A 26,053-nucleotide genomic window follows, 5' to 3' on the forward strand; every position below is an offset into this window, starting at 1 on the left:
GGACGCTCCGCGTCCCTTCTCAAGCGTGACGCAGAGCGTCACCGGATGCATTCCCACGCGAAGCATGGGAACGATCAGGTTGGTCAGGCTCAGAGTTGACCGTCGCGGTCTCTGAAGCCCAGCAGATACAGCACACCATCCAGACCCAGGGTCGAAATCGCCTGCTTGGCCGACTGCTTGACCAGCGGCTTGGCACGGAACGCCACCCCCAGACCTGCAATCGCCAGCATCGGCAAATCGTTGGCACCGTCGCCGACGGCAATGGTCTGTTCCAGACGCAAGCCTTCCTTGTGCGCCAGTTCACGCAGCAAATCGGCTTTGCGCTGTGCATCGACGATCGGCTCGACAGCCACACCGGTCACTTTGCCGTCGACCACTTCCAGTTCATTGGCGAACACATAGTCGATGCCCAGCTTGGCTTGCAGCTGTTTGGCGAAGTAGGTGAAGCCGCCCGACAGAATGGCCGTCTTGTAGCCCAGACGCTTGAGTTCGGCGAACAAGGTCTCAGCGCCTTCGGTCAGGCGCAGGGAAGCCCCGATCGAGTCCAGCACGCTGACGTCCAGCCCTTTGAGCAAGGCCAGGCGCTCCTTGAAGCTGGCGCGGAAATCCAGTTCGCCGGCCATCGCCCGCTCGGTGATTTCCGAAACCTTCTCGCCCACCCCGGCGGCCTTGGCCAGTTCGTCGATGACTTCGGCTTCGATCAGTGTCGAGTCCATGTCGAACACCGCCAGACGACGGTTACGACGGAACAGCGAATCTTCCTGGAAGGCGATATCGACGTTCAGCTCCTGGGCCACGCTGAGGAATTCGGCACGCAGGGCCTGCGGATCGGCCGCTTCGCCACGCACGGAAAACTCAATGCAACCCTTGCCCTTGTCGGCCGGAGTGTCCAGCGGCATACGCCCGGACAGACGGTCGATGTGATCGATATTCAGCCCGTATTTGGCGGTAATCGTGCTCACGCGTTGCAACTGCTCGGCCGTCACTTTGCGGGTCAGCAAGGTCACAATGTGGCGTTTCTTGCCTTGAGCGCCGACCCACTGCTGGTAATCCTCTTCGGAGACCGGCGTGAAACGCACCTGTTGCCCCAGCTCATAGGCCTTGAACAGGATGTCCTTGAGCACCGACGAACCCTGGTCGGTGTCGGGAATTTCAACCAGGATGCCGAACGACAATGTGTCGTGGATCACCGCCTGACCGATGTCGAGAATGTTCACACCACCCTGTGCCAGTACACCGGTAATGGCTGCAGTCAGACCCGGACGGTCGACTCCCGTGATGTTTATCAGGACGATTTCGCGCAAGGCGCACCCCCGCAAGTGGAAAAAAACCGCATTCTACCCACTTTCAGTGACCATCGGGCACAGCGAGCGCTTTGCCGGTCTGGGGCCTGTCGCTATACTGCGCGTCAACTTCACGGACAAAAGAGCCGAGCTCAGTGAACCGGCCTACGCCAGTCAAAACCGATAACTTCTTTCTGCTGATCTTCCGGGCACTGCGCCATCGCCGTGTACCGATTGCATTGCGCATTGCCAGCCATAACGTGATCCTGGTCGCATTGGCCCTGGTGATCTACGCCTGCGTGATGGGTCTGCAGTTCAAACAGGCCATGCACGAGCAAGCGGATGCCCTCGGCCAGAGCCTGACCACCCAGACAGCGATGTCAGCGACCGAACTGTTGGTGTCCAACGACATCCTCAGCCTCAACGTGTTGCTGAACAACCTGACCAAGAATCCGTTGGTGGCTCACGCGGCTATTTATAGCGTGGACAACCGGATTCTCGCCGAGGCCGGACAGCGTCCCAAGCATGGCTTGCTGGGCGAAGCCGAAGGCATGTACGAGAGCAAGATCACCTTTCAGGACGTGACGGCCGGTCAACTGCGGATCAGCCTGGACATGGCGCAGTTCCAGCAGCCGATGACCATCAGCCTGCAAAGCATGGGCATTCTCAGCGCTATCCTGCTGGCGTTGTCCCTGGCCCTGAGCTTGCGCCTGGGTCGGCACATCTCCACACCGCTGCTGCAATTGCGGGTGTGGCTGCGTGACATCGACGAACACACCCCGGCAACTCAGCGCCAGGACGAAATCGGTGACCTGGCCCGTCAGCTCCACAGCAGCTTCGCACCTGAAAAGGTCGAACCTGAACCCGAGCCAGAGCCTGAATTCGACGATTACGAAGACACTGAAGAGGCCGAGCCGAGCTTCGAAGTGCGTAACCTGCGCGACCCGAGTTTCGACGAGAGCGCTCCGGTGGCCGGCCTGAAACCGATGGCACGGCACGTGGTCAGCGCTGAAGAAGACGAACTGGACGAAGAAGATCCGTTTGCCGACCTGCGCGACACCGCTGTCACCGCCCCCGTCGCCAAACCGCAATCCAAGCCTGCTGCCCCGGCGCAACCACAGCACAGCGCAGTATTGGCGGTGCAACTGGGTGCTCAGGAGCAACTGCGCCGCCTGCCACGCGCACGCCTGACCGAACTGCTGGAGCGTTATCGCGACTGCCTGGACCAGGCGGCTTCGCTGTATGAAAGCGAACTGCACACCCTGAACGATGGCAGCACGCTGATGCTGTTCCACAGTGAAGACAGCGGTGACGACTACCTGACCAACGCCATTTGCTGCGGGGAGTTGCTGCGTGCGCTCGGCCACCAGTTGCAGATCGAAGTCGCCGACAGCGGCATCACCCTGCAATTACAGCTGGGCCTGACCTTGGGTGACGGGCTCTTCGGCCTCAGCCAGATTGATCTGCTGCTGACCGAAACGGCTCAGGACGCTCTCGCATTGTCCCAACACAGCCGAAACCTGCTGCTGGTGGAACGCAAGATCAGCGACGACGTACTGATCCGCCAACGTGCACGGATTCGCCCAATCGCCAGCCCTGAAGGCGCTTGCTGCGTCGAACGGTTGATGGAGCCCTACCCGTCAATGCTGGAGCGGCAACTGGCGCGCATGCATGAGACACGCGCCAAGAGCTGAGCCCGGCCCGTGAACCCAAAAGCCCGCAGATGAGTAATCGTCTGCGGGCTTTTTTGTTGTCTGTTCCGGCCTCATCGCGAGCAGGCTCGCTCCCACAAGTGATCTCGGCCACCCATAAATCCACTGTGGGAGCAAGCCTGCTCGCGATGAGGCCGAGGGCAGCGCCAGAGATCTCCAACCTGCAGAAACAACAAAGCCCGCATCAATGCGGGCTTTGTCTGTACGGCAATCACCTTAGAACCTGAACACTTCCATGTCCGTGCGAATCGGTGAGGCCATCGGGATCTTCGGTTTCTCCGGTTCTGCCGGCGTCGCTGGCTTGGACGCAGGTTTACGCGGTGCTTCGACAACCGGTGGCTGATTGGCCAGCGGCTTGAGCGCGACCGACAGCTGCTCGGCCAAACGTTGCAGCAATATGCCCTGGGCCTGCACCTGAGCGGCTGTACCACTGGCGTGCGGCTCTTGCAGATGAATGATGCGATTGTCACGCACCTGGCCACGACGGTCGATCAAACGCCACTGAGCATCGAGGATCGCCGGTTGCGACTCACCCGAATCCAGGCGAGTGATCGACAGCAAAACCTGTACATCCGGGGTGAAACCCAAGGTTGCCGGTGCCAGCACTACGCGCTGGCTGTCCAGATGGCCGGCCACCTGACGCAATAAAAGCTGGTTGATGTCCGAAGACAGGCTACCCGCCCAACGACCGTCGGTGGACGCTTGCAGGCTGCCATCAGGCTGGCGCTGCAGCAGGGTTTCACGTTGCAGGTAGTCGGCGATCGATACCGGGCCCAACAAAACCGCCATGCCCGCGCTTTGCGCAGGTTGGGCCGGACTTCCGCTGTCCAGCTGATACAGCGACACCGGCTGGTGAACGCTGCAACCCGCCAGGCCAAAAACGCCAGCGAGCAACAAAAATAGAGGAAGGCGCAGAACAGTCATCATCCCATCCAAGTGACGGCCAACAGGCCGGCCACAGTGAAAAATACTCAATCAATATGAAGAACGCAGGACCACGCCCACGTTTGAAAGGCCATATCATCCGTGAATATGGCTTGCGACTCCAGCGCGAAAGCATCGATCTACGGGTTAAATCGTAGATCGAGCCCTCTGGAGCGCTTAATTGAGAGTTTCTACCAATAGTGCATCGACACGCTGAAAGCCCCGTGGCAGCTTGTTGCCACGGCGTCCGCGCTCGCCTTTATAGTGTTCGAGGTCATCGGCTTTAAGCGACAGCGTGCGTTTACCGGCCTGCAACACCAGGGTCGCGCCTTCCGGCAATACCGCGATGTCGGTGACATATTCCTCGCGACTGGCCACACGTTCGCCGGAGATCCCAATGATCTTGTTGCCTTTGCCCTTGCCCAGTTGCGGCAGGTCGCTGATCTTGAAGATCAGCAGGCGACCTTCAGTGGTGACCGACGCCAACCAGTTCTGCTCACGGTCAGCGACCGGACGCGGCAGAATCACCTTGGCGTTGTTCGGCAGGCTCAACAGCGCCTTGCCAGCCTTGTTCTTGGCTTGCAGGTCTTCACCCTTGACCACGAAACCATAACCGGCGTCCGAGGCGATGACGTACAGCCCGTCGTCTTCAGGCATCAACACGCATTCGAAGGTCGCGCCGGGCGGCGGCGTCAGACGCCCTGTCAGCGGTTCACCCTGGCCACGGGCCGATGGCAGCGTGTGCGCCGGCACCGAATAACTGCGACCGGTGGAATCGATAAACACCGCAAACTGGTTGGAACGACCGGCCGCCGCGGTCTTGAAGCCGTCCCCGGCCTTGTACGAAAGCCCGGTGGCGTCGATGTCGTGGCCCTTGGCCGAGCGCACCCAGCCTTTCTCGGACAGCACCACGGTGACTTTTTCGTTCGGCAGCAGATCGTGCTCGGTCAGCGCTTTGGCTTCGGCACGCTCGACAATCGGCGAGCGACGGTCGTCGCCATAGGTTTCGGCGTCTTTGATCAGCTCGCTGCGCACCAGCTTCTTCAGCTTGGTTTCGCTGGCCAGCAAGGCTTGCAGTTTGGCTTGTTCCTTGAGCAGTTCGTCCTGCTCACCGCGCAGCTTCATTTCTTCGAGTTTCGCCAATTGACGCAGGCGAGTATCGAGAATGTAGTCGGCCTGGATTTCGCTCAGGGCAAAGCGTTCGATCAGCTTGGTTTTGGGGTGATCCTCGGTACGGATGATGTGGATCACTTCATCCAGGTTGAGGTACGCGATCAGCAAGCCGTCCAACAAGTGCAGGCGACGCTCGACCTTGTCCAGGCGGAATTGCAGGCGGCGGCGCACGGTCTGAACCCGGAACTCCAGCCATTCCACCAGCAACGCTCGCAGATTCTTCAGCTGCGGTTTGCCGTCCAGGCCAATGATGTTGATGTTGACCCGGTAGCTCGACTCCAGCTCGGTGCTGGCGAACAGGTGCTGCATCAACGCTTCATGATCGACCCGGCTGTTGACCGGAATGATCACGATACGACATGGGTTCTCGTGGTCCGACTCATCGCGCAGATCCGCCACTTGTGGCGCCTTGGACGGCTTGGCCTGCATCATCGCGGCAATCTGTTCCAGCACTTTGGCGCCGGAGACCTGATGCGGCAGCGCGGTGACGATAATGTCGCCGTCTTCGATGTGGTACACGGCGCGCATGCGTACCGAACCACGACCGGTTTCGTAGATTTTCAGCAGGTCGGCGCGCGGCGTGATGATTTCCGCTTCGGTCGGATAATCCGGGCCCTGAATGTGTTCACAGAGCTGCTCGACCGTGGCTTTCGGTTCATCGAGTAAACGCACGCAGGCTGTGGCGACTTCCCGCAGGTTGTGCGGCGGGACATCAGTGGCCATACCCACGGCGATGCCGGTGGTGCCGTTGAGCAGAATGTTTGGCAAACGTGCCGGCAATACCAGCGGTTCGTCGAGGGTGCCGTCGAAGTTCGGGCCCCAATCCGCCGTGCCCTGGCCCAGTTCGCTGAGCAGCACTTCGGAATAACGCGACAGGCGCGCCTCGGTGTAACGCATGGCGGCGAAGGATTTCGGATCATCCGGCGCACCCCAGTTTCCCTGCCCGTCCACCAACGTGTAGCGGTAGCTGAACGGCTGGGCCATCAGCACCATGGCTTCGTAGCACGCGGAGTCGCCGTGCGGATGGAACTTGCCGAGCACGTCACCGACCGTACGCGCGGATTTCTTGTGCTTGGAGTCAGCGTCCAGCCCCAGCTCGCTCATGGCGTAGATGATACGCCGCTGTACAGGTTTCAAGCCGTCGCCGATGTGCGGCAAAGCACGGTCCATGATCACGTACATGGAGTAGTTGAGGTAGGCATTTTCGGTGAAGTCGGCCAGTGAACGGCGTTCAACGCCGTCCAGGCTGAGATCCAGGGAGTCGCTCATGCGGGCCTCATCAGTTCGTTGTCTGGCGCAGCAACAAGGTGCCACTGCGCTGGGTAAATTCAAGTTTTTTCAGGATGCTCATGACTTGGCGTTCCAGCCACCTTGCGGCGCGGCAAAGCGCCAGACAATCGGCCGGGCTTCGCCATCCGCGCGAGCACCATTGTTGTTGTCGATGCCGATCCAGGCGCCATCGGCGTCGATCACCAGCGCTTCGGCAAGACCATAGGGCTGTGGATAACGTCGATGTTCCTGCAAGGCTTCAGCCGCGAATGACCAGCAGCGCTCGACCTTGGCGCTCAGCGCATCGCGACGGCAGATTTGAAAAGCGTTGCGCTCCAAGGTGAACAGCTTGCCGTTGAACAGGGCCAGGTCGGCAAAATCCCGGGGCACCGCGCGGGCCTTGGGAAACTGCGCGGGCTGCATTTCCTGGCCCGCCTCACTCAGCAGCACACAGCTGCCGTCACAATCCCAGACGGTCTGCTGGCGCTTGACCAGCAACAAACCACGCCGCTCGCGCTCGGCCGCCAGCCATAGCTGATCGCCTTGCGGACTGATCGCCAGCCCTTCGAACAGCGCGTTGAAGTGCAACAACATGCCACTGGCTCGCGCCTCGCGAACCATGATCGGTGAAATTCTCAGCCACGAGGCTGGGCCCTGTACCGGCACTTGCAGCACTGCGGCATGGGCTTCACTGACGATGTAGCGGTTACCGGCCTTGTCGCAGGTAATTCCCTCGAAATCCAGGTTTCCACCGCGCACGAACGATGCCGCCCAGGTACGCGACTTCAGCCCCCAGGGCAACCCGCTGTCAGGCACCGGCGGCACATTGATGCGCACGGTTTCGGCCTGCCAGACGCGCTCGCTGGTATCGAGACGGTAGATCTGATCATCATCACGATCGGAAACCGTCCACAGGTCTTTGCCGCATTGCGCCAGCCCCGACAAGTTACCGCCGCGCATGCCGTCCACGGCGTGCTCGGAAATCAGCGTCAGTTCAGGCGCAGGCTCCGCCGCAACGGCGGACGCCAACAGCAGCAACGCGAGGGCGAAACCGCTCCGCATCAGGCCAGAACCTCGGCCAGATTACCTTTGGACTCCAGCCAGGACTTGCGGTCGCCAGCGCGTTTTTTCGCCAGCAGCATGTCCATCATTTCCGAGGTGGCTTCGAAATCATCCAGCGTCAGTTGCACCAGACGTCGAGTGTTCGGGTCCATGGTGGTTTCACGCAGCTGCGGCGGATTCATTTCACCCAGACCTTTGAATCGGGTGACCTGCGGCTTGCCGCGCTTCTTCTCGGCCACCAGACGATCGAGAATGCCATCGCGCTCGGCTTCATCGAGGGCGTAGTAAATCTCTTTGCCAAGGTCGATGCGGTACAACGGCGGCATCGCCACATAGACGTGACCGGCGTCCACCAACGGCCGGAAATGCTGGACGAACAAGGCACACAGCAAGGTCGCGATGTGCAGACCATCGGAGTCGGCGTCGGCGAGGATGCAGATCTTGCCGTAGCGCAGTTGGCTCATGTCCGCGGCGCCCGGATCGACACCAATGGCCACGGCGATGTTGTGCACTTCCTGGCTGGCCAGCACTTCGCTGCCGTCGACTTCCCAGGTGTTCAGAATTTTCCCGCGCAGCGGCAGGATCGCCTGGAACTCTTTGTCCCGCGCTTGCTTGGCCGAACCGCCGGCGGAATCACCTTCCACCAGGAACAGCTCGGAACGCATCGGGTCCTGCCCGGCGCAATCGGCGAGTTTGCCCGGCAAGGCCGGCCCTTGGGTGATGCGTTTACGCTCGACCTTTTTACTGGCCTTCAAACGGCGGCCAGCGTTGTTGATCGCCAGCTCCGCCAGTTGCAGGCCCAGTTCGGGATTCGCGTTGAGCCACAGGCTGAAAGCGTCCTTGACCACGCCGGAAACAAACGCCGCCGCCTCGCGGGACGACAGGCGCTCTTTGGTCTGGCCGGAAAATTGTGGTTCCTGCATTTTCATCGAGAGGACGAAGGCAATGCGTTCCCAGACATCTTCCGGTGCCAGTTTCACGCCACGCGGCAGCAGGCTGCGGAACTCGCAGAACTCGCGCATGGCGTCAAGCAAGCCCTGACGCAGACCGTTGACGTGAGTACCGCCCTGGGCCGTCGGGATCAGGTTGACGTAGCTTTCCTGCACACTGTCGCCACCTTCAGGCAGCCACAGCAGCGCCCAGTCGACCGCTTCTTTATTACCGGCCAGGCTGCCGCAGAAGGGTTCGTCGGGCAGACGTTCGAATTCACTGACCGCGTCGACCAGGTAGGAACGCAGACCATCTTCGTAATGCCATTCGACTTTTTCGCCGGTGGCCTTGTCTTCAAAGCTGACCAGCAGCCCCGGGCACAACACGGCCTTGGCCTTGAGGACGTGCTTGAGGCGGCTGATGGAGAATTTCGGTGAGTCGAAGTATTTCGGGTCCGGCGCGAAGTACACGCTGGTCCCGGTGTTGCGCTTGCCGACGGTGCCGACCACTTCCAGGTCGGTGGCTTTGTAGCCATCGGCGAAGGTCATCTGGTACTCGTTGCCATCGCGTTTGACGCGCACCCGGACCTGAGTCGACAGGGCGTTGACCACCGAGATACCCACCCCGTGCAAACCGCCGGAGAACTGATAGTTCTTGTTCGAGAACTTGCCGCCAGCGTGCAGCTTGGTGAGGATCAGCTCGACGCCCGAGACGCCCTCTTCGGGGTGAATGTCCACCGGCATGCCACGGCCGTCATCGCTGACTTCCAGGGAGTGGTCGGCATGGAGAATGACCTGCACCGATGTCGCATGCCCCGCCAAGGCTTCGTCGACACTGTTGTCGATGACTTCCTGGGCAAGGTGGTTCGGCCGACTGGTGTCGGTGTACATGCCGGGGCGTTTGCGCACCGGGTCGAGGCCCGAGAGGACTTCGATGGCGTCTGCGTTATAAGAGCTAGCGCTGGGAGTGGCCATGGGGTCTCGTCGTCAGTCGTTCATGAAAATAGGGGCGAAGGTTCACAGTGCTGTGAAATCGATCGCCTGGTACACATCTGCGCCGATGCCGGCAAAACTCAACAGGGCCGGCAATTGCCCGGCGAATCCCTGGAAACTATGGTCGCCGCCGGCCTGGATACGCAAGGCACAGGCTCGGTAATACTGCTGGGCGAGGCGATAGTCCAGCGTTTCGTCCCCGGTTTGCAACCACACCTGAAACCGCTGCGAGTCCTGGGGTGCCGGCACTTCCAGCTCGGCCAGGGCCGTCACATGGTCGTGGGTCAATTCCCAGGTCTCTTCGGTATACAGGTTCTTCTGCGTGCCCAGGTATCCGTCGAACATCCGGTGCGGGCTGACGGCAGGGTTGATCAACAGGGCCTTGAGGCCATGGCGCTCGGCAAGGTGAGTGGCATAGTAGCCGCCGAGGGAGCTGCCGACCAGCAGTGGCCGCCCCAGCCTGGCAATCGCCTGTTCCAGCTGACCGATGGCCTCGCGTGGATGGTGATGCAAGGCCGGCACCTGCAACTGGTCGCCCAGCCCCAGACGATCCATCACGTCGACCAGCTGACAGGCCTTTTTCGACGCGGGTGCGCTGTTGAAACCGTGGATATAAAGGATCGAACCAGACATGCGAGCTCCCTGTGAGGCGGGCAAAGATGCCGCAGTTTACAGGGAGTCGGACGGGGTTTGGTGGTGATCGTTCCCACGCTCTGCGTGGGAATGCCTCACCGGACGCTCTGCGTCCGCTTTGGCGGGTGACGCGGAGCGTCACTGGCTGCATTCCCACGCGGAGCGTGGGTACGATCGAACGCGGGAGTCAGTAGCCGTTGGAGCCGTAATCGATCTGGAAGTCGAAGCCGGTCACACGCTCGACCCCGGTTTCCAGCCGTCCGTCCGGCAGCAATCGCAACCAGCGATAACCCGGCGCCAGGGTATCGACCTTGAAGTCCACGCTACCAGGCTCGAACTGGATGCACGTCGATGGCGAAGCGATCAGCCGCACATCGTTGCGCAACTGATCGATTTCCTGATGCACATGACCCCAGAGCACTGCTCGCACTTGTGGGAAGCGATCAAGCACCGCAAACAAGGCATCCGGGTTGCGCAAGCCAATCGGTTCCATCCAGGCACAACCGATGGACACCGGATGATGGTGCAAGCACACCAGATGATGGCGCTCCGGCGCTTCGCTCAGGGCACGCGCGAGCAATTGCAGTTGGTTATCCTGCAAATACCCGGGCACCGAACCCGGTACCGCCGAATCCAGCAATGTCACTCGCCAGTTACCGATGTCCACGATGGGCTCCAGCAACTGACTCTGGACCGCGGCCCGGGCCATGATCTGCGGCTCATCGTGGTTGCCGGGAATCCAGCGCGCGGGTGCATCGATTTGCCGGGTCATCTCGCGAAACTGCTGATACGACTCGAGCGCTCCATCCTGAGACACGTCGCCACTGGCGATCATCAGATCGACGTGCGGCTGTTGTGCCAGCACCAACTCGATAACCTTTTGCAGACTGTCGCGGGTGTTCATGCCCAGCAACGTCTCATTCGCCTCGGCGAACAGATGGCTGTCAGAGAGCTGCACCAGCAATACGGCATCGTTGGCAGTCAGAGTGGATACGCTCGGCAAGGCGTTCTCCCAAGGCGTGATCACGGATATGGATGAATGGCGCAATTATGCTGGGGGAAATTGAAAAGAGGAAACCCGTGAACCAGACGCAGTTCACAACTAACGCACAACTTCGAACTCATGCCCGCAGGCCAGGCAATGACTCAGCCACTCGCCGAGGAACACATTGAGCTGGGCCTTTTCGTCCGGCTGGTGCATCAACGCATTCGGATAAGGATAGATGCCACGAAAGCGCCGCGCATGTTCGGCACTGATGACTTCGGCCATGCGCGCGTCGTGGTACACCTGCACTTCCAGTTGCGGCACCGGCAGCCATGGTAGGCTGTGCTCCTGGCGCACTCGCAGGGTCGTGGTGTACGGACATGCCTGCAACACTTCCAGCATCAGCACGCCCAGCATCTGCTCACCCTGGGTCATGGCAATGCGCCGGGCAGCCGGCTGGTTGCGCATCTCCGGTAACAGGCGCATCAGTCGGGCGTAATTGGCCTCGCAGGCGCTTTGCAGCCCCACAAGGTCGACCCGATAACGATCGCGCTGTTTGTTTACGACCATAACCCCCTCACTTCAACGCGGTTCAAAGCCAGCCATTGCAAGGCAATAATGCTCGCCGCGTTGGAAATCCGTCCATCACGTACGGCTTGCAGGGCATCTTCGAAATCCCAGACCGTCACGCGAATATCTTCTGCTTCCTCCACCAGCCCATGCAGGCCGCCGGCCCCGTTACTGTTACACCGCCCCAGATACAAGTGCACGTATTCGGTACTGCCACCAGGCGACGGAAAATAATTGAGCATCGGCCACAGCGCAGTGAATACAAGCCCAGCTTCCTCCTGCGCTTCGCGGTGAGCAACTTCTTCCGGTTGTTCATTCTTATCGATCAGACCGGCGACCAGTTCGATCAGCCACGGATTATCAGCCTTGCCCAATACACCGGCGCGAAATTGCTCGATCAATACCACTTCGTCCCGCTGCGGATCGTAAGGCAAGACACACACAGCATCATGACGAACGAACAACTCGCGGCTGATCTCGCGACTCATACCACCTGCAAACAGTTCATGACGCAGGTGCACGCGATCAAGCTTGTAAAACCCCTTGAAGCAGTTTTCGCGGCGTACGACGTCTACGATGGTCGGGGTGGCATTGGCAAAGTCAGTCATAACAATCCTCGTTTACTGTCAATCCGTCCGAGGCTCCCCCCGGGCTTCGCGCCATCCTAACGCGCCCACATCGTTTGATGCAGCCTCTTTGCCGTCAGCGGGATAGACGGCAAGGGGTGAAAACAACTCTAATTGACTCTAATTAGCTTAGTGGCGAACCGACCGCACCGCTGGCAGTCGAAGACCCTGAATTTTGCCTTTCACTGATTCATGAAGGACGCCCATGTCGCTGTTGAAAATCGCCTCCGTGGCCTGTATTGCCCTCACGCTCGGCGCTTGCCAAAGCCTGTTCCAACCCAGCTATCGGGCACAGGTGACATCCACTCGCGATGCGTCCGAGCAGGTCAAGCCGGGGTGCGACGGCCCCGACTGCCCGCTGGTGAATATCGACACGGTGCATTTCCCGACCGACCCGCAACTGGACCGGATCGTCGAGCAGCGCCTGCTGCAAATGACCCGCACCTCACCGGGCGCGGCGCTACCCGCTTCCCTCAACGCCTACCGCGAACAGTTCCTGCGTGAGTCAGGTGATCGCAACAGCGTCTACTTGCAAGCCAAGGTACGTGAGCAGCATGACGGACTGGTGATCATTGAAGTGTCCAGCTATCTGGACACGGGCGCGGCCAATGGCACGCCAGGACGGGGCTTTATCAACTACTCGCGCCAGCTGCAAAAAGAGCTGAGCCTGAACGACATGCTCTTGCCGGGGCAGGAAGTGGCGTTCTGGAAGACCGCGCAAGTTGCGCACAATAGCTGGCTGATCAATTCGCAACTGGATCGGGATCCGGACTTTGTCAAAAGCTGGCCGTTCCAGAAAACCCCGAACGTGGCCTTGACCAGCGCCGGGGTGGTGCTCAAGTACAACGTTGCGACCATCGCGCCTTATTCGAGCGGCCTCATCGAAATGACCATCCCTTATGCTCGCCTCAAGGGTCAGATCAAGCCTGAGCTGGTGCCTGAGCGTAGCTGAAGACCCGACCCAGCAGCAGTTGCAGCAGCCCTGCCAGTACCAGCGATGGCAGGGTTGCGCCGACCTCCGGATACAGATTCGCCAGCAAGTGATAGGTGCTCACCCCGCCCAGCCAGGCGAGCAACGCCGGCCAGCGCAAGGCGGCTGACGCGATCCGGGCACTGCGCTTGCGCAGGATGAAGTGATCCACCAGCACCACGCCGAACAGCGGCGCAAACACCGAGCCGATCAACAACAGGAAGTTCTGATACTGGGCCAATGGCGCCAGGCACGCGATCAAGGTGCAGATCACACCGATGGCCAAGGCCAGGTGTTCGACTTTCATGCGCAACAGAATTGCGCTGGACACCGCCGCCGAGTGAATGTCGGCGAAAGCGTTTTCCGACTCGTCAAGCAGGATCAGCAACAACGGAATCCCCAAACCGGCACCGGCCAGTGCCAACAGCAAGGCGTTGACTTCGCCACTCGGGGCAAACGCCAGGGTGTAGGCAACGCCCAGGCTCATCAGCCAGAAGTTACCAATGAAGAAACCCAGCGCCGTACCGCCGAATACGCCTTTCGCACGCTTGCCGAAACGCGAGTAGTCGGCAATCAGCGGCAGCCATGACAGCGGCATCGCGATGGCGATATCAAAACCCACGGCGAATGGCATCGAACCGTCACCGGCCTGTGCCCACAGCGCGGCCAGATCGGCTTTGGCGAAGAGGTTCCAGGTCAGCCAGAGGCACGCCGCCAGCAGCAACCAGATACCCCACTTGCGCAGGATCTGACGGACAAACGTCAACGGGCCGCTAACCGCGAGCAAGGTCGCCAAGGCGCCGAACGCCAACGTCCAGAGCAATGGATTGGCCATCAGGCTAGCGTCGCTGAACGCACGGGTGCCGAGCAGGCTGGCCGCGTCGCGCATGACGATGATTTCGAACGAGCCCCAACCGATCAGTTGCAGCAGGTTCAACAGCGCCGGCAGACTCGCACCGCGTGTACCGAGACTCAGTTTGAGTGCAGCCATGGCCGACAGGCCGGTATCGCTGCCGATCACCCCGACGCACGCCAGCAGCAGAACACCGACCAGAGTGCCCAGAAAAATTGCCAGCAACGAGCCCGACAAGCCCAACCCCGGCGCCAGCAAGGCCCCGGTCTGCAAGACCATCAGACCAATGCCGAGGGAGAACCACAGGGAGAACAGATCGCGGGCACCGAACACGCGCTGGGCCAGAGGCACGGCGTGGTCGGGGGAATAGGTACTGGGTTGAATGCTCAAGGGTGTTATCTCGGAGGGATAAAGTGTGTGATCGTTCCCACGCTCTGCGTGGGAATGCAGTCCGGGACGCTCCGCGTCCCAGAAGCGGACGCAGAGCGTCCATTGAGGCATTCCCACGCGGAGCGTGGGAACGATCAGACGATCAGACGATCAGTGCAGGATCAAACTTTTTTGTACAGCTGACTGCCTTCCTGCTTGAAGCGCTCAGCCTGTTCGGCCAGACCTTGGGCGACTTCGGCATCGACGGTTTCGATCCGCTGGTTGGCCGCATACTCGCGGACTTCCTGGGTGATTTTCATCGAGCAGAATTTCGGCCCGCACATCGAGCAGAAATGCGCAACCTTGGCCGAGTCTTTCGGCAGGGTTTCATCGTGGTACGAACGCGCGGTGTCCGGGTCCAGACCGAGGTTGAACTGATCTTCCCAGCGGAATTCGAAACGCGCCTTGCTCAAGGCGTTGTCGCGGATCTGTGCGCCCGGATGGCCTTTCGCGAGATCGGCTGCATGCGCGGCGATCTTGTAGGTGATGATCCCGGTCTTCACGTCATCCTTGTTCGGCAGGCCCAAGTGTTCCTTCGGCGTGACGTAGCAGAGCATGGCGCAACCGAACCAGCCGATCATTGCCGCGCCGATGCCCGAGGTGATGTGGTCGTAACCCGGTGCGATGTCGGTGGTCAGTGGGCCGAGGGTGTAGAACGGCGCCTCGTCGCAGCACTCGAGCTGCTTGTCCATGTTCTCCTTGATCAACTGCATCGGCACGTGGCCAGGGCCTTCGATCATGGTTTGCACGTCGTGCTTCCAGGCGATCTTGGTCAACTCGCCGAGGGTTTCCAGCTCACCGAATTGCGCTTCGTCGTTGGCGTCGGCAATCGAGCCAGGACGCAGGCCATCGCCCAGCGAGAAGCTGACGTCGTAGGCCTTCATGATTTCGCAGATATCTTCGAAATGAGTGTAGAGGAAGTTCTCTTTGTGGTGTGCCAGGCACCACTTCGCCATGATCGAACCGCCACGGGAAACGATCCCGGTCACGCGCTTGGCAGTCATCGGCACGTAACGCAGCAACACGCCAGCGTGGATGGTGAAGTAGTCGACGCCCTGTTCGGCCTGCTCGATCAGCGTGTCGCGGAACAGCTCCCAGGTCAGGTCTTCGGCGGCGCCACCGACTTTTTCCAGCGCTTGATAGATCGGCACGGTACCGATCGGCACTGGCGAGTTGCGGATGATCCACTCACGGGTTTCGTGGATGTGCTTGCCGGTGGACAGGTCCATGACCGTGTCCGAACCCCAGCGAATGCCCCAGGTCAGTTTCGCCACTTCTTCTTCGATGGACGAGCCCAGCGCGCTGTTGCCGATGTTGCCGTTGATCTTCACCAGGAAGTTACGGCCGATGATCATCGGTTCCAGTTCGGTGTGGTTGATGTTCGCCGGAATGATCGCGCGACCGCGGGCGATTTCTTCACGGACGAATTCCGGGGTGATGATTTTCGGTACGCTGGCGCCGAAGCTGTGACCGGCGTGCTGCTGATCCAGCAGACCTGCGGCGCGGGCCACTTCGAGCTTCATGTTTTCGCGGATGGCGACGTATTCCATCTCGGCGGTGATGATGCCTTTGCGGGCGTAGTGCATCTGGCTGACGTTGGCACCCGGCTTGGCGCGGCGCGGGTTGTTCACGTGAGCGAAACGCAGCTTGGTCAGCTCCGGATCGGCGAGGCGCTCCTGGCCGAAGTTCGAACTCAGGCCGGCCAGGCGCTCGGTATCACCACGGGCTTCGATCCACGGCGAACGCACATCGCCCAGGCCTTTGCGCACATCGATGATGACGTTGGGATCGGTGTACGGACCCGAGGTGTCGTAGACCACGACCGGTGCGTTGATTTCACCGCCGAAGTCGGTGGGGGTCACGTCGAGGCTGATTTCGCGCATCGGCACGAGGATGTCCGGGCGAGAGCCCTGAACATAAATTTTTTGCGAGCGGGTAAAGGGCTGAACCGATTGCTGATCGACTTTGGCCGAGTCACTCAGATTGATCGCATTTTTTGATTTTGTAGTCATCACGGGCTCTCCAGACTTCATCCAGGCAGTGGAAGTTTGTCGGAGCGAACCTGTAACGAATGGACGCAGCCCACCAGTGAAAACTCCAGCTGGATGAGTGCTGTGCTGAGTGCACGAGGGTTGTTCGATTGTCGAACAACATCCCGGACGAAGCACAAGAGGACTCGCCGGGTGACGAGAAATCTTGTTCCCTACGCAGGCTTAAACCTGATCAGGTTCAACGGGATCCGAAATTATTCGATCTCAGCCTCATAGCAAGGCACCCCGACAAGAACCCGGCCAGTCTAGACACAACCGGCAAAGAACGCCAACACCGGTGCAAACAGCGTGATGAATGGCGCAATTACAGGATTGTTGCCGCAGGTTGGCGCATCTACACTCGCAACGCCATGCTGCGCCTTGACGCTGCCGGGCGTGCGCCGTAGCCTTGGCGCTCAAATTACTACTGTAATATTCACTCTAGGGATCGCCTCATGCTGCGCAAACTCTCACTGGCTCTTGCCGTGTCTTGTGCGTCCAACGGAATGGCCTGGGCAGCAGAAGCGCCATTATCGACCAATACCGATTTGGTCAGCGTCTACCAGGAAGCTGTCGACAACAACGCGGACCTGGCCGCCGCCCGCGCCCAATATGGTGCGCAAAAGGAAGTCGTGCCCCAGGCCCGCGCCGGCCTGCTGCCGAACCTCTCGGGTAGCGCCGAGGTCGCCGATGTTCGGACGAAAATCGACCAGCCATCGGCTATTGCCAATCGCAGTGCCCACTTCTATCAAGCAACGCTGGCCCAGCCGTTGTTCCGCGCCGATCGCTGGTTCCAGCTTCAGGCAGCCAAGGATGTCAACGAGCAAGCGGCGCTGCAACTTTCGGCGACCGAGCAGAACCTGATCCTGCAAAGCGCCGAAACCTACTTCAACGTACTGCGCAGTCAGGACAACCTTGCCTCGACCAAGGCCGAGGAAGCCGCGTTCAAGCGCCAGCTCGATCAGTCCAATGAGCGTTTCGATGTCGGCCTCTCGGACAAGACCGACGTGCTGCAATCGCAAGCCAGTTATGACACTGCGCGCGCCAACCGGATTCTCGCCCAACGCCAGGTGGATGATGCGTTCGAAGCGCTGATCACCCTGACCAACCGTCAGTACAACTCGATTCAGGGCATCGTCCACACCTTGCCGGTCCTGCCGCCAGCGCCGAACGACGCCAAGGCCTGGGTCGATACCGCCGCCAAACAGAACCTCAACCTGCTGGCCAGCAACTACGCGGTCAGCGCCGCCGAAGAAACGCTCAAGCAGCGCAAGGCCGGTCACGCACCGACCCTCGACGCCGTGGCGCAGTACAAGACCGGTGACAACGACGCGCTGGGCTTCAGCAACCCGAGCGCCTTTGGTCAACCGTACGGCGGCACCGTCTCGCAAAGCACGGTCGGCCTGCAATTGAACATTCCGATCTACAGCGGCGGGCTGACCAGCTCGCAGGTTCGCGAGTCGTACTCGCGCCTGGACCAAAACGAACAGCAACGCGAAGCACTGCGTCGGCAAGTGGTGGAGAACACCCGCAACCTGCACCGTGCGGTGAACAGCGATGTCGAGCAGGTGCAGGCACGTCGCCAGTCAATCATCTCGAACCAGAGCGCGGTGGAAGCCACGGAGATCGGTTATCAGGTGGGCACGCGCAATATCGTCGACGTGCTCGACGCCCAGCGTCAGCTGTACACCTCGGTGCGCAACTACAACAACAGCCGCTACGACTACATTCTCGACAACCTGCGCCTGAAGCAGGCGGCCGGCACCCTTAGCCCGGGCGACTTGCAGGACCTGAAGCGTTATCTCAAGGCCGACTACAACCCGGACAAGGACTTCCTGCCGCCGGACCTGGCCAAGGCTGCAGCGGAACAGCTGAAGGCTAATCCTTGAGATAGCAAGCGCACTCCATGTGGGAGCGAGCCTGCTCGCGATAGCGGTGGATCAGTCAGCATTGATCTTGAATGTGCTACCGCCATCGCGAGCAGGCTCGCTCCCACAGGTTATGTGCCTTGACCGACGATCAAATCAACCGCCCCAACCCATCCAGCAATCGCTGCAAGGCGCCCTGATTGGCGCGCATCACGTTCAGCCCCGCCTCTGCCATCCGCTGCGCATCGCGTGGCAATTCAAACAGTCGCTGCACCGCCACCGCCAGCCCGTGGGCGTCATCCACTTCCTGCAATGCCTTGGCGCTGCGCATCAGCGCGGCGATCTCAAGGAAGTTGAACAGGTGCGGCCCGCTCAGCACCGGTTTGGCCAGCGCCGCCGGCTCCAGCAAGTTATGCCCACCATTGGGCACCAGGCTGCCGCCGACAAACGCACTGTCGGCCAAGGCGTAGAGAAACAGCAACTCGCCCATGGTGTCGCCGAGCAGCACTGAGGTGCTGGCACTGACTGCTTCACCGGTCGAACGACGGATCGTGTTGAAACCTTGCTGCTGGCAGAGTTCGAACACCGGGTTGAAACGCTCGGGGTGACGCGGCACCAGAATCAGTAGCGCATCCGGATGGCTGGCGAGCAATTGTCGATGCGCCGCTAGTACCACTTCGTCTTCACCTTCATGGGTACTCGCGGCGATCCATACCGGACGCTCGACCGCTTGCCATTGCTGACGCAACTCGGCGGCTCGCTGCAGCAACTGGGGGTCGATGCGCAAATCGAACTTGATCGAGCCGGTCACTTCGACCGTTTCGGCACGCGCGCCTAGCTGTCGAAAACGTTCAGCCTCGGCTTCGGTCTGCACTGCAAACAGGCTCATTTCGGCCAGCATCGGCTGTGTCAGCTTGCTGAAACGGCCATAACCTTTGGCCGAGCGTTCCGAGAGCCGGGCATTGGCCAACGCCACCGGAATCCCGCGTTTGGCGCACTGATGAATGTGGTTAGGCCAGAGTTCGGTTTCCATGATCACCGCCAATTTCGGCTGAACCCGATCGAGAAACCGCGCCGCCGCACACGGCAGATCGTAAGGCAGGTAGCAGTGCTGGATGCGTGGCTCATTGGCGAACATTGCGTGAATCCGCTCGGAGCCGGTCGGGGTCATACAGGTCACGGTGATCGGCAGCTGTGGATAACGCTCGAGCAACCCGCGAATCATCGGGGCAGCGGCAATGCTTTCGCCAACCGACACCGCATGTACCCAAATGCCGCCAGGCTTCATCACCGGCAAGCCAATGGAGAAGCGCTCACCGATACGCTTGGCGTACGCCGGGGCCTTGCGCGAGCGCAGCCACAGCCGAATCGCTACCAGTGGCAGCCCCAGGTAAAACAGCGCGGTGTAGAGAGTTCTATTCATGGCAGCGGAGTTTATCGGCTTTTTTAGCCGATCGCCTGCAAGTGCACGGCAAAACGTTCCGCCAACCAACGCGCCGCCGGCCCCAGCGGTTCATCACGCCGCCAGACCAACTCCACCACCAACGCTGGCGGGGTCCATTCGCTGACCAGCTCGACCATCTGCCCCTGATACGCCGGGTACTGCACCACATGCCGCGGCAGCCAGCCCCACCCCAGGCCACGCATCAGCCACTCGGCGAGAACGTAGAAACTGTCGGCGCGCCAGACTTGCGGGCTGGCTTGTTCACTGCCGGGGTAGACGCTGGAATGCGTGGCCATCAACAGTTGTCGGTGTTGCGCCATCTGCTGGCAATTGACCTGCCCTTCTACGGCCAGCGGATGCCCGACTCCGCACACCGTGACCATCTCGACGCTGCCCAGCACCCGACGTTCCAGGGCTTCGGGAATCTGTTCGTGATAAAACAGCAAGCCAAGATCAGCCCGGCGCTCCACCAGTTTGCGCGCCACATCGCCCTGGGCGGCGCTGGCCAGTTGCACTTCCAGGCTGGGAAATTGCTCGGCCAATGCTTCGAGGCTGTCGAGCACCGGCTGATAAGGCATGGCCTCATCCTGCGCCAGACGCAGCCGCGCTTCCTGACCCCGCATCAACGCCAGCGCCCGACCGTTGAGGCGCTCGCACTGGCGCAGCACTTCTCGTGCTTCTTCGAGCAACGCGCTGCCTGCTTCGGTCAAGCGCGGCTGGCGGCCGCTACTGCGGTCAAACAGGTTCAAGCCAAGGTCTGCTTCAAGCAGTGCTATGGCACTACTGACCGCCGACTGTGCCTTGCGTTGATCGCGCGCGACCGCCGAAAACGAACGCTGCTCGGCCACGCTGACGAACAAACGCATCTGCTCCAGACTCCATTGCACACTCATGGCTCAACCCATCTTCAAATCAGATAGGTAATGACTTTACCCCATCTCGAAAGCCTCTAGAATGCCGATCTCATCAAGCAGGCCAAAATACGAGGATCACACCATGAACGCTTACTACCTCCTGGCTATCGCCATCTGCGCCGAAGTGATCGCCACCGTATCGATGAAAGCGGTCAAGGGCCTGAGCACGCCACTCCCTTTGCTGTTGATCATCGTTGGTTACGGCATTGCGTTCTGGATGCTGACCCTGGTGGTGCGCACCATTCCGGTTGGCGTCACCTACGCGGTATGGGCCGGTATGGGGATCGTGATGGTCAGCATCGCGGCGCTGTTTCTCTACGACCAGAAACTCGACATCCCGGCCATGCTCGGCATGGCGCTGATTGTCCTGGGCGTGGTGGTCATCCAGCTGTTCTCGAAAACCGCCGGCCACTAAAAATCTACTGTGGCGAGGGGGCTTGCCCCCGTTGGGTGGCGAAGCCACCCCAAAATCTGCGACCGGTTTTTTTCTGACACTGCGAGACAGCCACGTTTACGACTGCTTCGCAGCCGAACGGGGCGGTGCGGCGTTCCGACAAGCCCCCTCGCCACAGTGACTCTCACCGTTGCTGGCGGTATTGATCGCCAGCAAAACCTCTATTCGTCGAGTCTGTATACTGCGCCTCTAGTCCTGAACTCTGAGGTCGCTGCATGCCATCCGTTATTTCCACCGACGTACTGATTGTCGGCGCTGGTGTCGCCGGCCTCTGGCTGAACGCACGCCTGCGTCGCCAGGGTTTCTCGACCGTACTGGTGGAAAGTGCCAGCCTCGGCGGCGGGCAGAGCGTGAAGTCCCAGGGGATCATCCACGGCGGCGCCAAGTACGCGCTGCATGGCGCGTTGACCGGCGCTTCCGAAGCGATTGCCGACATGCCGCGCCGTTGGCGTACAGCCTTGGCCGGCGACGGCGAGCTGGACCTGTCCGGCGTGCGTCTGCTGTCCGAAGCCCACTATTTGTGGTCCCCCGGCACCCTCGCCGGCAACCTCACCAGTTTCTTCGCCAGCAAAGCGGTGCGCGGTCGGGTTGATCAGGTCAAAGGCGAGCAGTTGCCGCCGGCCCTGCAAGACAAGCGCTTCAAGGGCAAGGTCTATCGCCTCGCGGAACTGGTGGTCGATGTGCCAAGCCTGATCGGACGTCTGGCTGAGCTTGCCGGTGACGGCCTGCTGGCCGGGCAGAAGATCGAGCCACTGCTGGAAAATGGTGAGCTGGTCGGTCTGCGCGTTGACGAGCGTGAGATCCGTGCACAGCGCATCGTCCTCAGCGCTGGCGCTGGCAACGCTGACTTGCTCACGGCGCTCGGCCTGAGCCAGCCAGCCATGCAACGTCGGCCGCTGCACATGGTCATCGTCAAAGGCCCGAGCCTGAAACCGCTCTACGCCCACTGCCTGGGCGGCGGGCCGAAGCCGCGCATCACCGTCACCACCCACCCGGCCGCCGATGGTCAATGGGTCTGGTACCTGGGCGGTGATATCGCCGAAGCCGAAGGCGTGGCTCGTGAACCCGCCGCGCAAATAGCCGCCGCGCAGAAAGAACTCGGCAACCTGCTGCCGTGGGTCGACCTCAGCCAGGCGCAATGGGCGACCTTGCGGGTCGAGCGCGCCGAGCCACTGCAATCGGGCCTGAGCCGACCCGACAACGCCTTCCTCGCCGAGCAGGATCGCCTGCTGGTGGGCTGGCCGACCAAACTGGCGCTGGCACCGGACTTCGCTGACCGGGTAATGGCGTCGCTGCAACGCGACGGCATCCAGCCAAGCCATCCGGCGCCGTTGCCAACCCTGCCAAAACCACCGATGGGCGTGCCTGCCTGGGAGCAACTGCTGCCATGAGCCAAGCCACCCTGCACGATCTGCATCGCCCGCTGGGCAGTACTGGCCTGCTGGTTTCGCCATTGGGCCTGGGCACGGTGAAACTTGGTCGCGACCAAGGGGTGAAATACCCCAACGGCTTCCAGATCCCGGACGATGACGAAGCGCGCAGGCTGCTCAAGCTGACCCGCGACCTGGGCATCAACCTGATCGATACCGCGCCCGCCTATGGCCGCAGCGAAGAACGCCTCGGCCCGCTGCTGCGCGGTCAGCGTCAGGAGTGGGTGATTGTCAGCAAGGTCGGTGAAGAATTCGCCGACGGCCTGTCGCACCACGACTTCAGCGCTGCCCACACACGCTTTTCCATCGAGCGCAGCCTGAAACGCCTGGAAACCGACTTTATCGATCTGGTGCTGGTGCACTCGGACGGCAATGATCTGGCGATTCTCAACGAGTGCGAGGTCTACCAGACCCTCGCCGAGCTCAAGCGCGAAGGCAAGATTCGCGGGTTCGGGTTTTCCGGCAAGACCGTTGATGGCGGGTTGAAGGCTCTGGAACAAGGCGATTGCGCCATGGTCACCTACAATCTCAACGAGCAGGCCGAGCGGCCGGTCATCGACTACGCTGCTGCCCACGGCAAAGCCATTCTGGTGAAGAAGGCTCTGGCCAGCGGTCACGCCTGCCTCAGCCCCGGTGTGGACCCGGTACGCGCCAGCTTCGAATTGTTGTTCGCGCAACCCGGTGTCGCCAGTGCTATTGTCGGGACCATTAATCCGCTGCACCTCGCCCACAATGTGGCGACTGTTGCTCAAGTCCTACGTAGTCGTTGAACAGCCGCCGAGGCGGCCGACCCCGACGCAAGAAGGAGCCGACATGCCGCGAACGCTCATAAGAAAGAATCCCAGCAACTTCAAGACCCTGCCGTTATACGTCGAAGCGACTCCCGAAGGCCTGAGTTATCAGAGTGTCGGCAGGCCGCTGAATTTCTCCCAGACCCTGCAACGTCGGCGCCCGGTCACGGTGGCCAATCCAGAACACTTTTCGCTGGAGTTGGCCAACCTCGGCGTCTCGGTACGGCTGACCCTGCACTGGCAGAATCGCGATTACTGGGTGCTGGTCCGCCAGCGCCGTCAGGACCGTGGCGACGTGGTGCTCAAACTGATCTCGGGTTATGTGCCGGCTCACGAGCTGAACCTGCCGTTGCACACGGCAATTCAGGAGATCGCCGAAGAATGCCTGCTGGAAACCCCCGAAGGCTGGCTTGGCGGGCGCTTCAATGACACCTGGCTGCCAGCGCCCTACGCCAGCGCGCTGCATTACCGCGAGGCGCTGCCGTTCCGCCTGACGCCGCTGTCTGGCGCTGCACGTCCGGTGCGCTGCGCCAACATGCAGTTGATCGAACGCCCACGAGCCTACGTGCATCTGCCCACGGCTTCGTTGCAGTTGATCTACGATTTGCGCCTGGACGTGCCCAAGGAAGCCAAATCCCTGAGCCTGTTTCATGTCGATGAACGCCTTGAAGGCGATCAGCTCGTCGCGCGACTGGATCGCAAGCGCCCCGACCTGTACCTGATGCCGCTTGAGGACGGCCAGCCATTGCCCGAGCTCTATATCCTGAAAAAAGATCAGCTCTACCCGGCAAGCACACGCGGACTGTATCTGGCAGAAAGTTTTGCACAGCAGGAAGGCTGGCTGGTGCGTGACGAGCGGATTCGCTGGAAGGACTGGCTCAGGCAGCAGGGCTTGAGCCAACCGGGCAAGGCATCGGGTTTCAGCCGATTGACCGGCAAGGCCAAACTGCTGCTGAAGAAAATCGTGCCACGCAAGGTGGCACGCTAACCCGGCATCACAGACTGTAAATACAGGGCTTTTGTGGCGAGGGGGCTTGCCCCCGTTCGCCTGCGAAGCAGGCGCAATCCAGCGCATGAAATCTAGCAGATATGCGCGACTGAGAACTTAGGGCCGCTTCGCGGCCCAGCGGGGGCAAGCCCCCTCGCCACAAAAGCCCCCTCGCCACAGCAAGCCCCTTGCAGCGTCGTTTCAGGTCTTGCGGATCTTCTCGACAATTGCCGTCGTCGAGCTGTTTTCCACCAGCCCCAGCACTTTCACTGTTCCGCCATAAGCGCTGACGATGTCGGCGCCGACCACTTGGTCGATCCCGTAATCGCCGCCCTTGACCAGCACGTCCGGCTTGACCTGCGCCAGGAGGTTTTCCGGTGTGCCTTCAGGGAAGCTGATCACCCAGTCCACTGCACCCAGACCCGCCAGTACCGCCATGCGTCGGTCAACGCTGTTGATCGGCCGCCCAGGACCTTTCAAGCGGCTCACCGACGCATCGTCGTTGACCGCAACGATCAATCGATCGCCCTGCGCCCGCGCCTGCTCAAGATAGGTCACGTGGCCCGCATGGAGGATGTCGAAGCAGCCATTGGTAAAGACGATCTTCTCTTTGTGCGCACGCGCATCGTCGACGGCCAGCAGCAACTGCTCCAGGCCCAGGACACCCCGTTCGGAACCTTCTTCACGCTGAATCGCGCGACGCAGTTCCGGAGCGCTGATGGCCGCCGTACCCAGCTTGCCGACCACGATGCCAGCAGCCAGGTTGGCCAGGGCTACTGCGTGCGGCAGTTCTTCGCCAGCAGCAATCGCCGCCGCCAACGTAGAAATCACCGTATCACCGGCACCGGTCACATCGAATACTTCACGGGCCCGTGCGGGCAAGTGCAGCGCCGGATGATCGGGACGCAGCAAGGTCATGCCGTGCTCGCCTCGCGTTACCAGCAAGGCGCCGAGATCAAGGTCGTGCATCAGCTTCGCGCCCTTGCTGACCAGATCGTGCTCATCGGCACAACCGCCAACAATGGTTTCAAACTCGCTGAGGTTCGGGGTGATCAGGCTTGCACCGCGGTAAATCGAGAAATCCTTGCCTTTGGGATCCGCCAGCACCGGAATGCCACGGGCACGTGCGGCCTGGATCAATACCTGGTGGTTCTTCAGCGCACCTTTGCCGTAGTCGGACAACACCAGTACCTTGATACCTTCGAGCAGGCCGTCGACTTCAGCCCCGAGCGCCAGCGCGTCGGTAGCAAACGGTTCTTCGAAGTCGATACGCAGCAATTGCTGGTGACGACTCATGACCCGCAGTTTGACGATGGTCGGCTGATGCGCGATGCGCTGGAACAATGCACGTACACCGGCGCCTTTCAGGCTATTGGTCAGGCTGTCAGCGGCTTCGTCATCACCGGTCACACCGACCAGGGACGCCGGCGCGCCGAGCGCGGCAATGTTCAAGGCAACGTTGGCAGCACCGCCCGGGCGGTCTTCGATTTGCTCGACCTTGACCACCGGCACCGGCGCCTCAGGAGAAATCCGTGAGGTACCACCATGCCAGTAACGGTCGAGCATGACATCGCCGACCACCAAGACAGGGGCTTGATCGAATCGCGGCATGGACAACTTCATGGTGCAACCCACATACAAAATGAACAGGGGCGCGATATTAGCACAGGGTGAACGCTGCCTAGTTCGACAGCTTCAACAGCTGTGTATCACGCCGCCATAT

21 protein-coding genes and 1 riboswitch are annotated in these 26,053 nt (G+C 60.8%); of the genes, 7 read left to right on the forward strand and 14 right to left on the reverse strand.

Translation table 11 applies throughout. From position 1 onward, the window contains the following. Positions 1 to 89: 89 nt before the first annotated feature. Positions 90 to 1,304, reverse strand: coding sequence for a phosphoserine phosphatase SerB (gene serB / locus BK658_RS08300; RefSeq protein WP_123581894.1), 1,215 nt, complete (start codon positions 1,302 to 1,304; stop codon positions 90 to 92). A gap of 134 nt (positions 1,305 to 1,438) precedes the next feature. Here serB and BK658_RS08305 point away from each other — a divergent pair, with 134 nt between their 5' ends. Next, a complete protein-coding gene (locus BK658_RS08305) occupies positions 1,439 to 2,977 on the forward strand; it encodes an AhpA/YtjB family protein (protein ID WP_123581895.1) in 1,539 nt (512 codons plus the stop codon). A 234-nt stretch (positions 2,978 to 3,211) separates the two neighbouring features. On the opposite strand, the gene BK658_RS08315 is transcribed toward BK658_RS08305, so the two are convergent. The 8 genes from BK658_RS08315 to BK658_RS08355 all read right to left on the reverse strand — a co-directional run bounded on the left by BK658_RS08315 (position 3,212) and on the right by BK658_RS08355 (position 12,141). After that, positions 3,212 to 3,919 (reverse strand): PqiC family protein, encoded by a 708-nt coding sequence (locus tag BK658_RS08315; RefSeq protein WP_123581897.1) that lies wholly within the window; start codon positions 3,917 to 3,919, stop codon positions 3,212 to 3,214. Between the two features lie 177 nt (positions 3,920 to 4,096). After that, positions 4,097 to 6,361 (reverse strand): DNA topoisomerase IV subunit A, encoded by a 2,265-nt coding sequence (parC, locus tag BK658_RS08320; RefSeq protein WP_123581898.1) that lies wholly within the window; start codon positions 6,359 to 6,361, stop codon positions 4,097 to 4,099. Positions 6,362 to 6,439: 78 nt separating this feature from the next. Further along, positions 6,440 to 7,423: an esterase-like activity of phytase family protein gene (locus BK658_RS08330; RefSeq protein WP_123581899.1), complete on the reverse strand. Its 984-nt coding sequence runs from the start codon at positions 7,421 to 7,423 to the stop codon at positions 6,440 to 6,442. Next, positions 7,423 to 9,327 carry a DNA topoisomerase IV subunit B gene (gene parE, locus BK658_RS08335; protein ID WP_123581900.1) on the reverse strand — a complete coding sequence of 635 codons (1,905 nt, stop codon included), beginning with the start codon at positions 9,325 to 9,327 and terminating at the stop codon, positions 7,423 to 7,425. Before parE ends, BK658_RS08330 begins: the two co-directional genes overlap by 1 nt. Before the next feature lie 42 nt (positions 9,328 to 9,369). Next, complete coding sequence (locus BK658_RS08340) at positions 9,370 to 9,978, reverse strand: YqiA/YcfP family alpha/beta fold hydrolase (RefSeq protein WP_123581901.1); 609 nt, start codon at positions 9,976 to 9,978, stop codon at positions 9,370 to 9,372. Between the two features lie 187 nt (positions 9,979 to 10,165). Continuing rightward, positions 10,166 to 10,981, reverse strand: coding sequence for a 3',5'-cyclic-AMP phosphodiesterase (gene cpdA, locus BK658_RS08345; RefSeq protein WP_123581902.1), 816 nt, complete (start codon positions 10,979 to 10,981; stop codon positions 10,166 to 10,168). 99 nt (positions 10,982 to 11,080) lie between these two features. Then, positions 11,081 to 11,533, reverse strand: a complete 453-nt coding sequence (locus tag BK658_RS08350) for a DUF1249 domain-containing protein (RefSeq protein ID WP_019691483.1) — start codon at positions 11,531 to 11,533, stop codon at positions 11,081 to 11,083. Further along, positions 11,524 to 12,141, reverse strand: coding sequence for an NUDIX domain-containing protein (locus tag BK658_RS08355; protein WP_123581903.1), 618 nt, complete (start codon positions 12,139 to 12,141; stop codon positions 11,524 to 11,526). Before BK658_RS08355 ends, BK658_RS08350 begins: the two co-directional genes overlap by 10 nt. A 223-nt stretch (positions 12,142 to 12,364) precedes the next feature. Between BK658_RS08355 and BK658_RS08360 the strand changes: the two genes are divergently transcribed. Next, positions 12,365 to 13,111 carry an RsiV family protein gene (locus tag BK658_RS08360; protein WP_123581904.1) on the forward strand — a complete coding sequence of 249 codons (747 nt, stop codon included), beginning with the start codon at positions 12,365 to 12,367 and terminating at the stop codon, positions 13,109 to 13,111. Here BK658_RS08360 and cytX read toward each other — a convergent pair. Both cytX and thiC read right to left on the reverse strand, forming a co-directional pair. Continuing rightward, entirely contained in the window at positions 13,080 to 14,372 is a 1,293-nt protein-coding gene (gene cytX / locus BK658_RS08365) for a putative hydroxymethylpyrimidine transporter CytX (RefSeq protein WP_123581905.1), read from the reverse strand. The genes BK658_RS08360 and cytX overlap by 32 nt on opposite strands. A 161-nt stretch (positions 14,373 to 14,533) precedes the next feature. Further along, positions 14,534 to 16,423, reverse strand: a complete 1,890-nt coding sequence (gene thiC / locus BK658_RS08370) for a phosphomethylpyrimidine synthase ThiC (protein WP_054595327.1) — start codon at positions 16,421 to 16,423, stop codon at positions 14,534 to 14,536. 171 nt (positions 16,424 to 16,594) lie between these two features. After that, positions 16,595 to 16,700: riboswitch (TPP riboswitch) on the reverse strand. 196 nt (positions 16,701 to 16,896) lie between these two features. On the opposite strand from thiC, the gene BK658_RS08375 reads away from it, so the two are divergent. Further along, positions 16,897 to 18,330 (forward strand): TolC family outer membrane protein, encoded by a 1,434-nt coding sequence (locus tag BK658_RS08375; RefSeq protein ID WP_123581906.1) that lies wholly within the window; start codon positions 16,897 to 16,899, stop codon positions 18,328 to 18,330. A gap of 130 nt (positions 18,331 to 18,460) precedes the next feature. On the opposite strand, the gene waaA is transcribed toward BK658_RS08375, so the two are convergent. Both waaA and BK658_RS08385 read right to left on the reverse strand, forming a co-directional pair. Next, a complete protein-coding gene (waaA, locus tag BK658_RS08380) occupies positions 18,461 to 19,732 on the reverse strand; it encodes a lipid IV(A) 3-deoxy-D-manno-octulosonic acid transferase (RefSeq protein WP_123581907.1) in 1,272 nt (423 codons plus the stop codon). A 23-nt stretch (positions 19,733 to 19,755) separates the two neighbouring features. Next, complete coding sequence (locus BK658_RS08385; RefSeq protein ID WP_123581908.1) at positions 19,756 to 20,646, reverse strand: LysR family transcriptional regulator; 891 nt, start codon at positions 20,644 to 20,646, stop codon at positions 19,756 to 19,758. A 103-nt stretch (positions 20,647 to 20,749) separates the two neighbouring features. Here BK658_RS08385 and BK658_RS08390 point away from each other — a divergent pair, with 103 nt between their 5' ends. From BK658_RS08390 to BK658_RS08410, 4 genes are all read left to right on the forward strand, one after another. Next, positions 20,750 to 21,082, forward strand: coding sequence for a DMT family transporter (locus BK658_RS08390; RefSeq protein WP_019691475.1), 333 nt, complete (start codon positions 20,750 to 20,752; stop codon positions 21,080 to 21,082). Positions 21,083 to 21,336: 254 nt separating this feature from the next. After that, positions 21,337 to 22,512 (forward strand): NAD(P)/FAD-dependent oxidoreductase, encoded by a 1,176-nt coding sequence (locus BK658_RS08400; RefSeq protein ID WP_123581910.1) that lies wholly within the window; start codon positions 21,337 to 21,339, stop codon positions 22,510 to 22,512. Next, the gene (locus BK658_RS08405) at positions 22,509 to 23,321 is read left to right on the forward strand and encodes an aldo/keto reductase (RefSeq protein WP_123581911.1); all 813 of its coding nucleotides are present in this window, start codon (positions 22,509 to 22,511) and stop codon (positions 23,319 to 23,321) included. The genes BK658_RS08400 and BK658_RS08405 overlap by 4 nt, the downstream gene beginning before the upstream one ends. 43 nt (positions 23,322 to 23,364) lie before the next feature. After that, positions 23,365 to 24,330, forward strand: a complete 966-nt coding sequence (locus BK658_RS08410; protein ID WP_123581912.1) for a metal ABC transporter ATPase — start codon at positions 23,365 to 23,367, stop codon at positions 24,328 to 24,330. A gap of 201 nt (positions 24,331 to 24,531) precedes the next feature. On the opposite strand, the gene hldE is transcribed toward BK658_RS08410, so the two are convergent. Further along, positions 24,532 to 25,953, reverse strand: coding sequence for a bifunctional D-glycero-beta-D-manno-heptose-7-phosphate kinase/D-glycero-beta-D-manno-heptose 1-phosphate adenylyltransferase HldE (gene hldE / locus BK658_RS08415; protein WP_123581913.1), 1,422 nt, complete (start codon positions 25,951 to 25,953; stop codon positions 24,532 to 24,534). Positions 25,954 to 26,053: the final 100 nt, after the last annotated feature.

Source organism: Pseudomonas brassicacearum (assembly GCF_003732175.1).
Lineage (GTDB): Bacteria > Pseudomonadota > Gammaproteobacteria > Pseudomonadales > Pseudomonadaceae > Aquipseudomonas > Aquipseudomonas brassicacearum_G.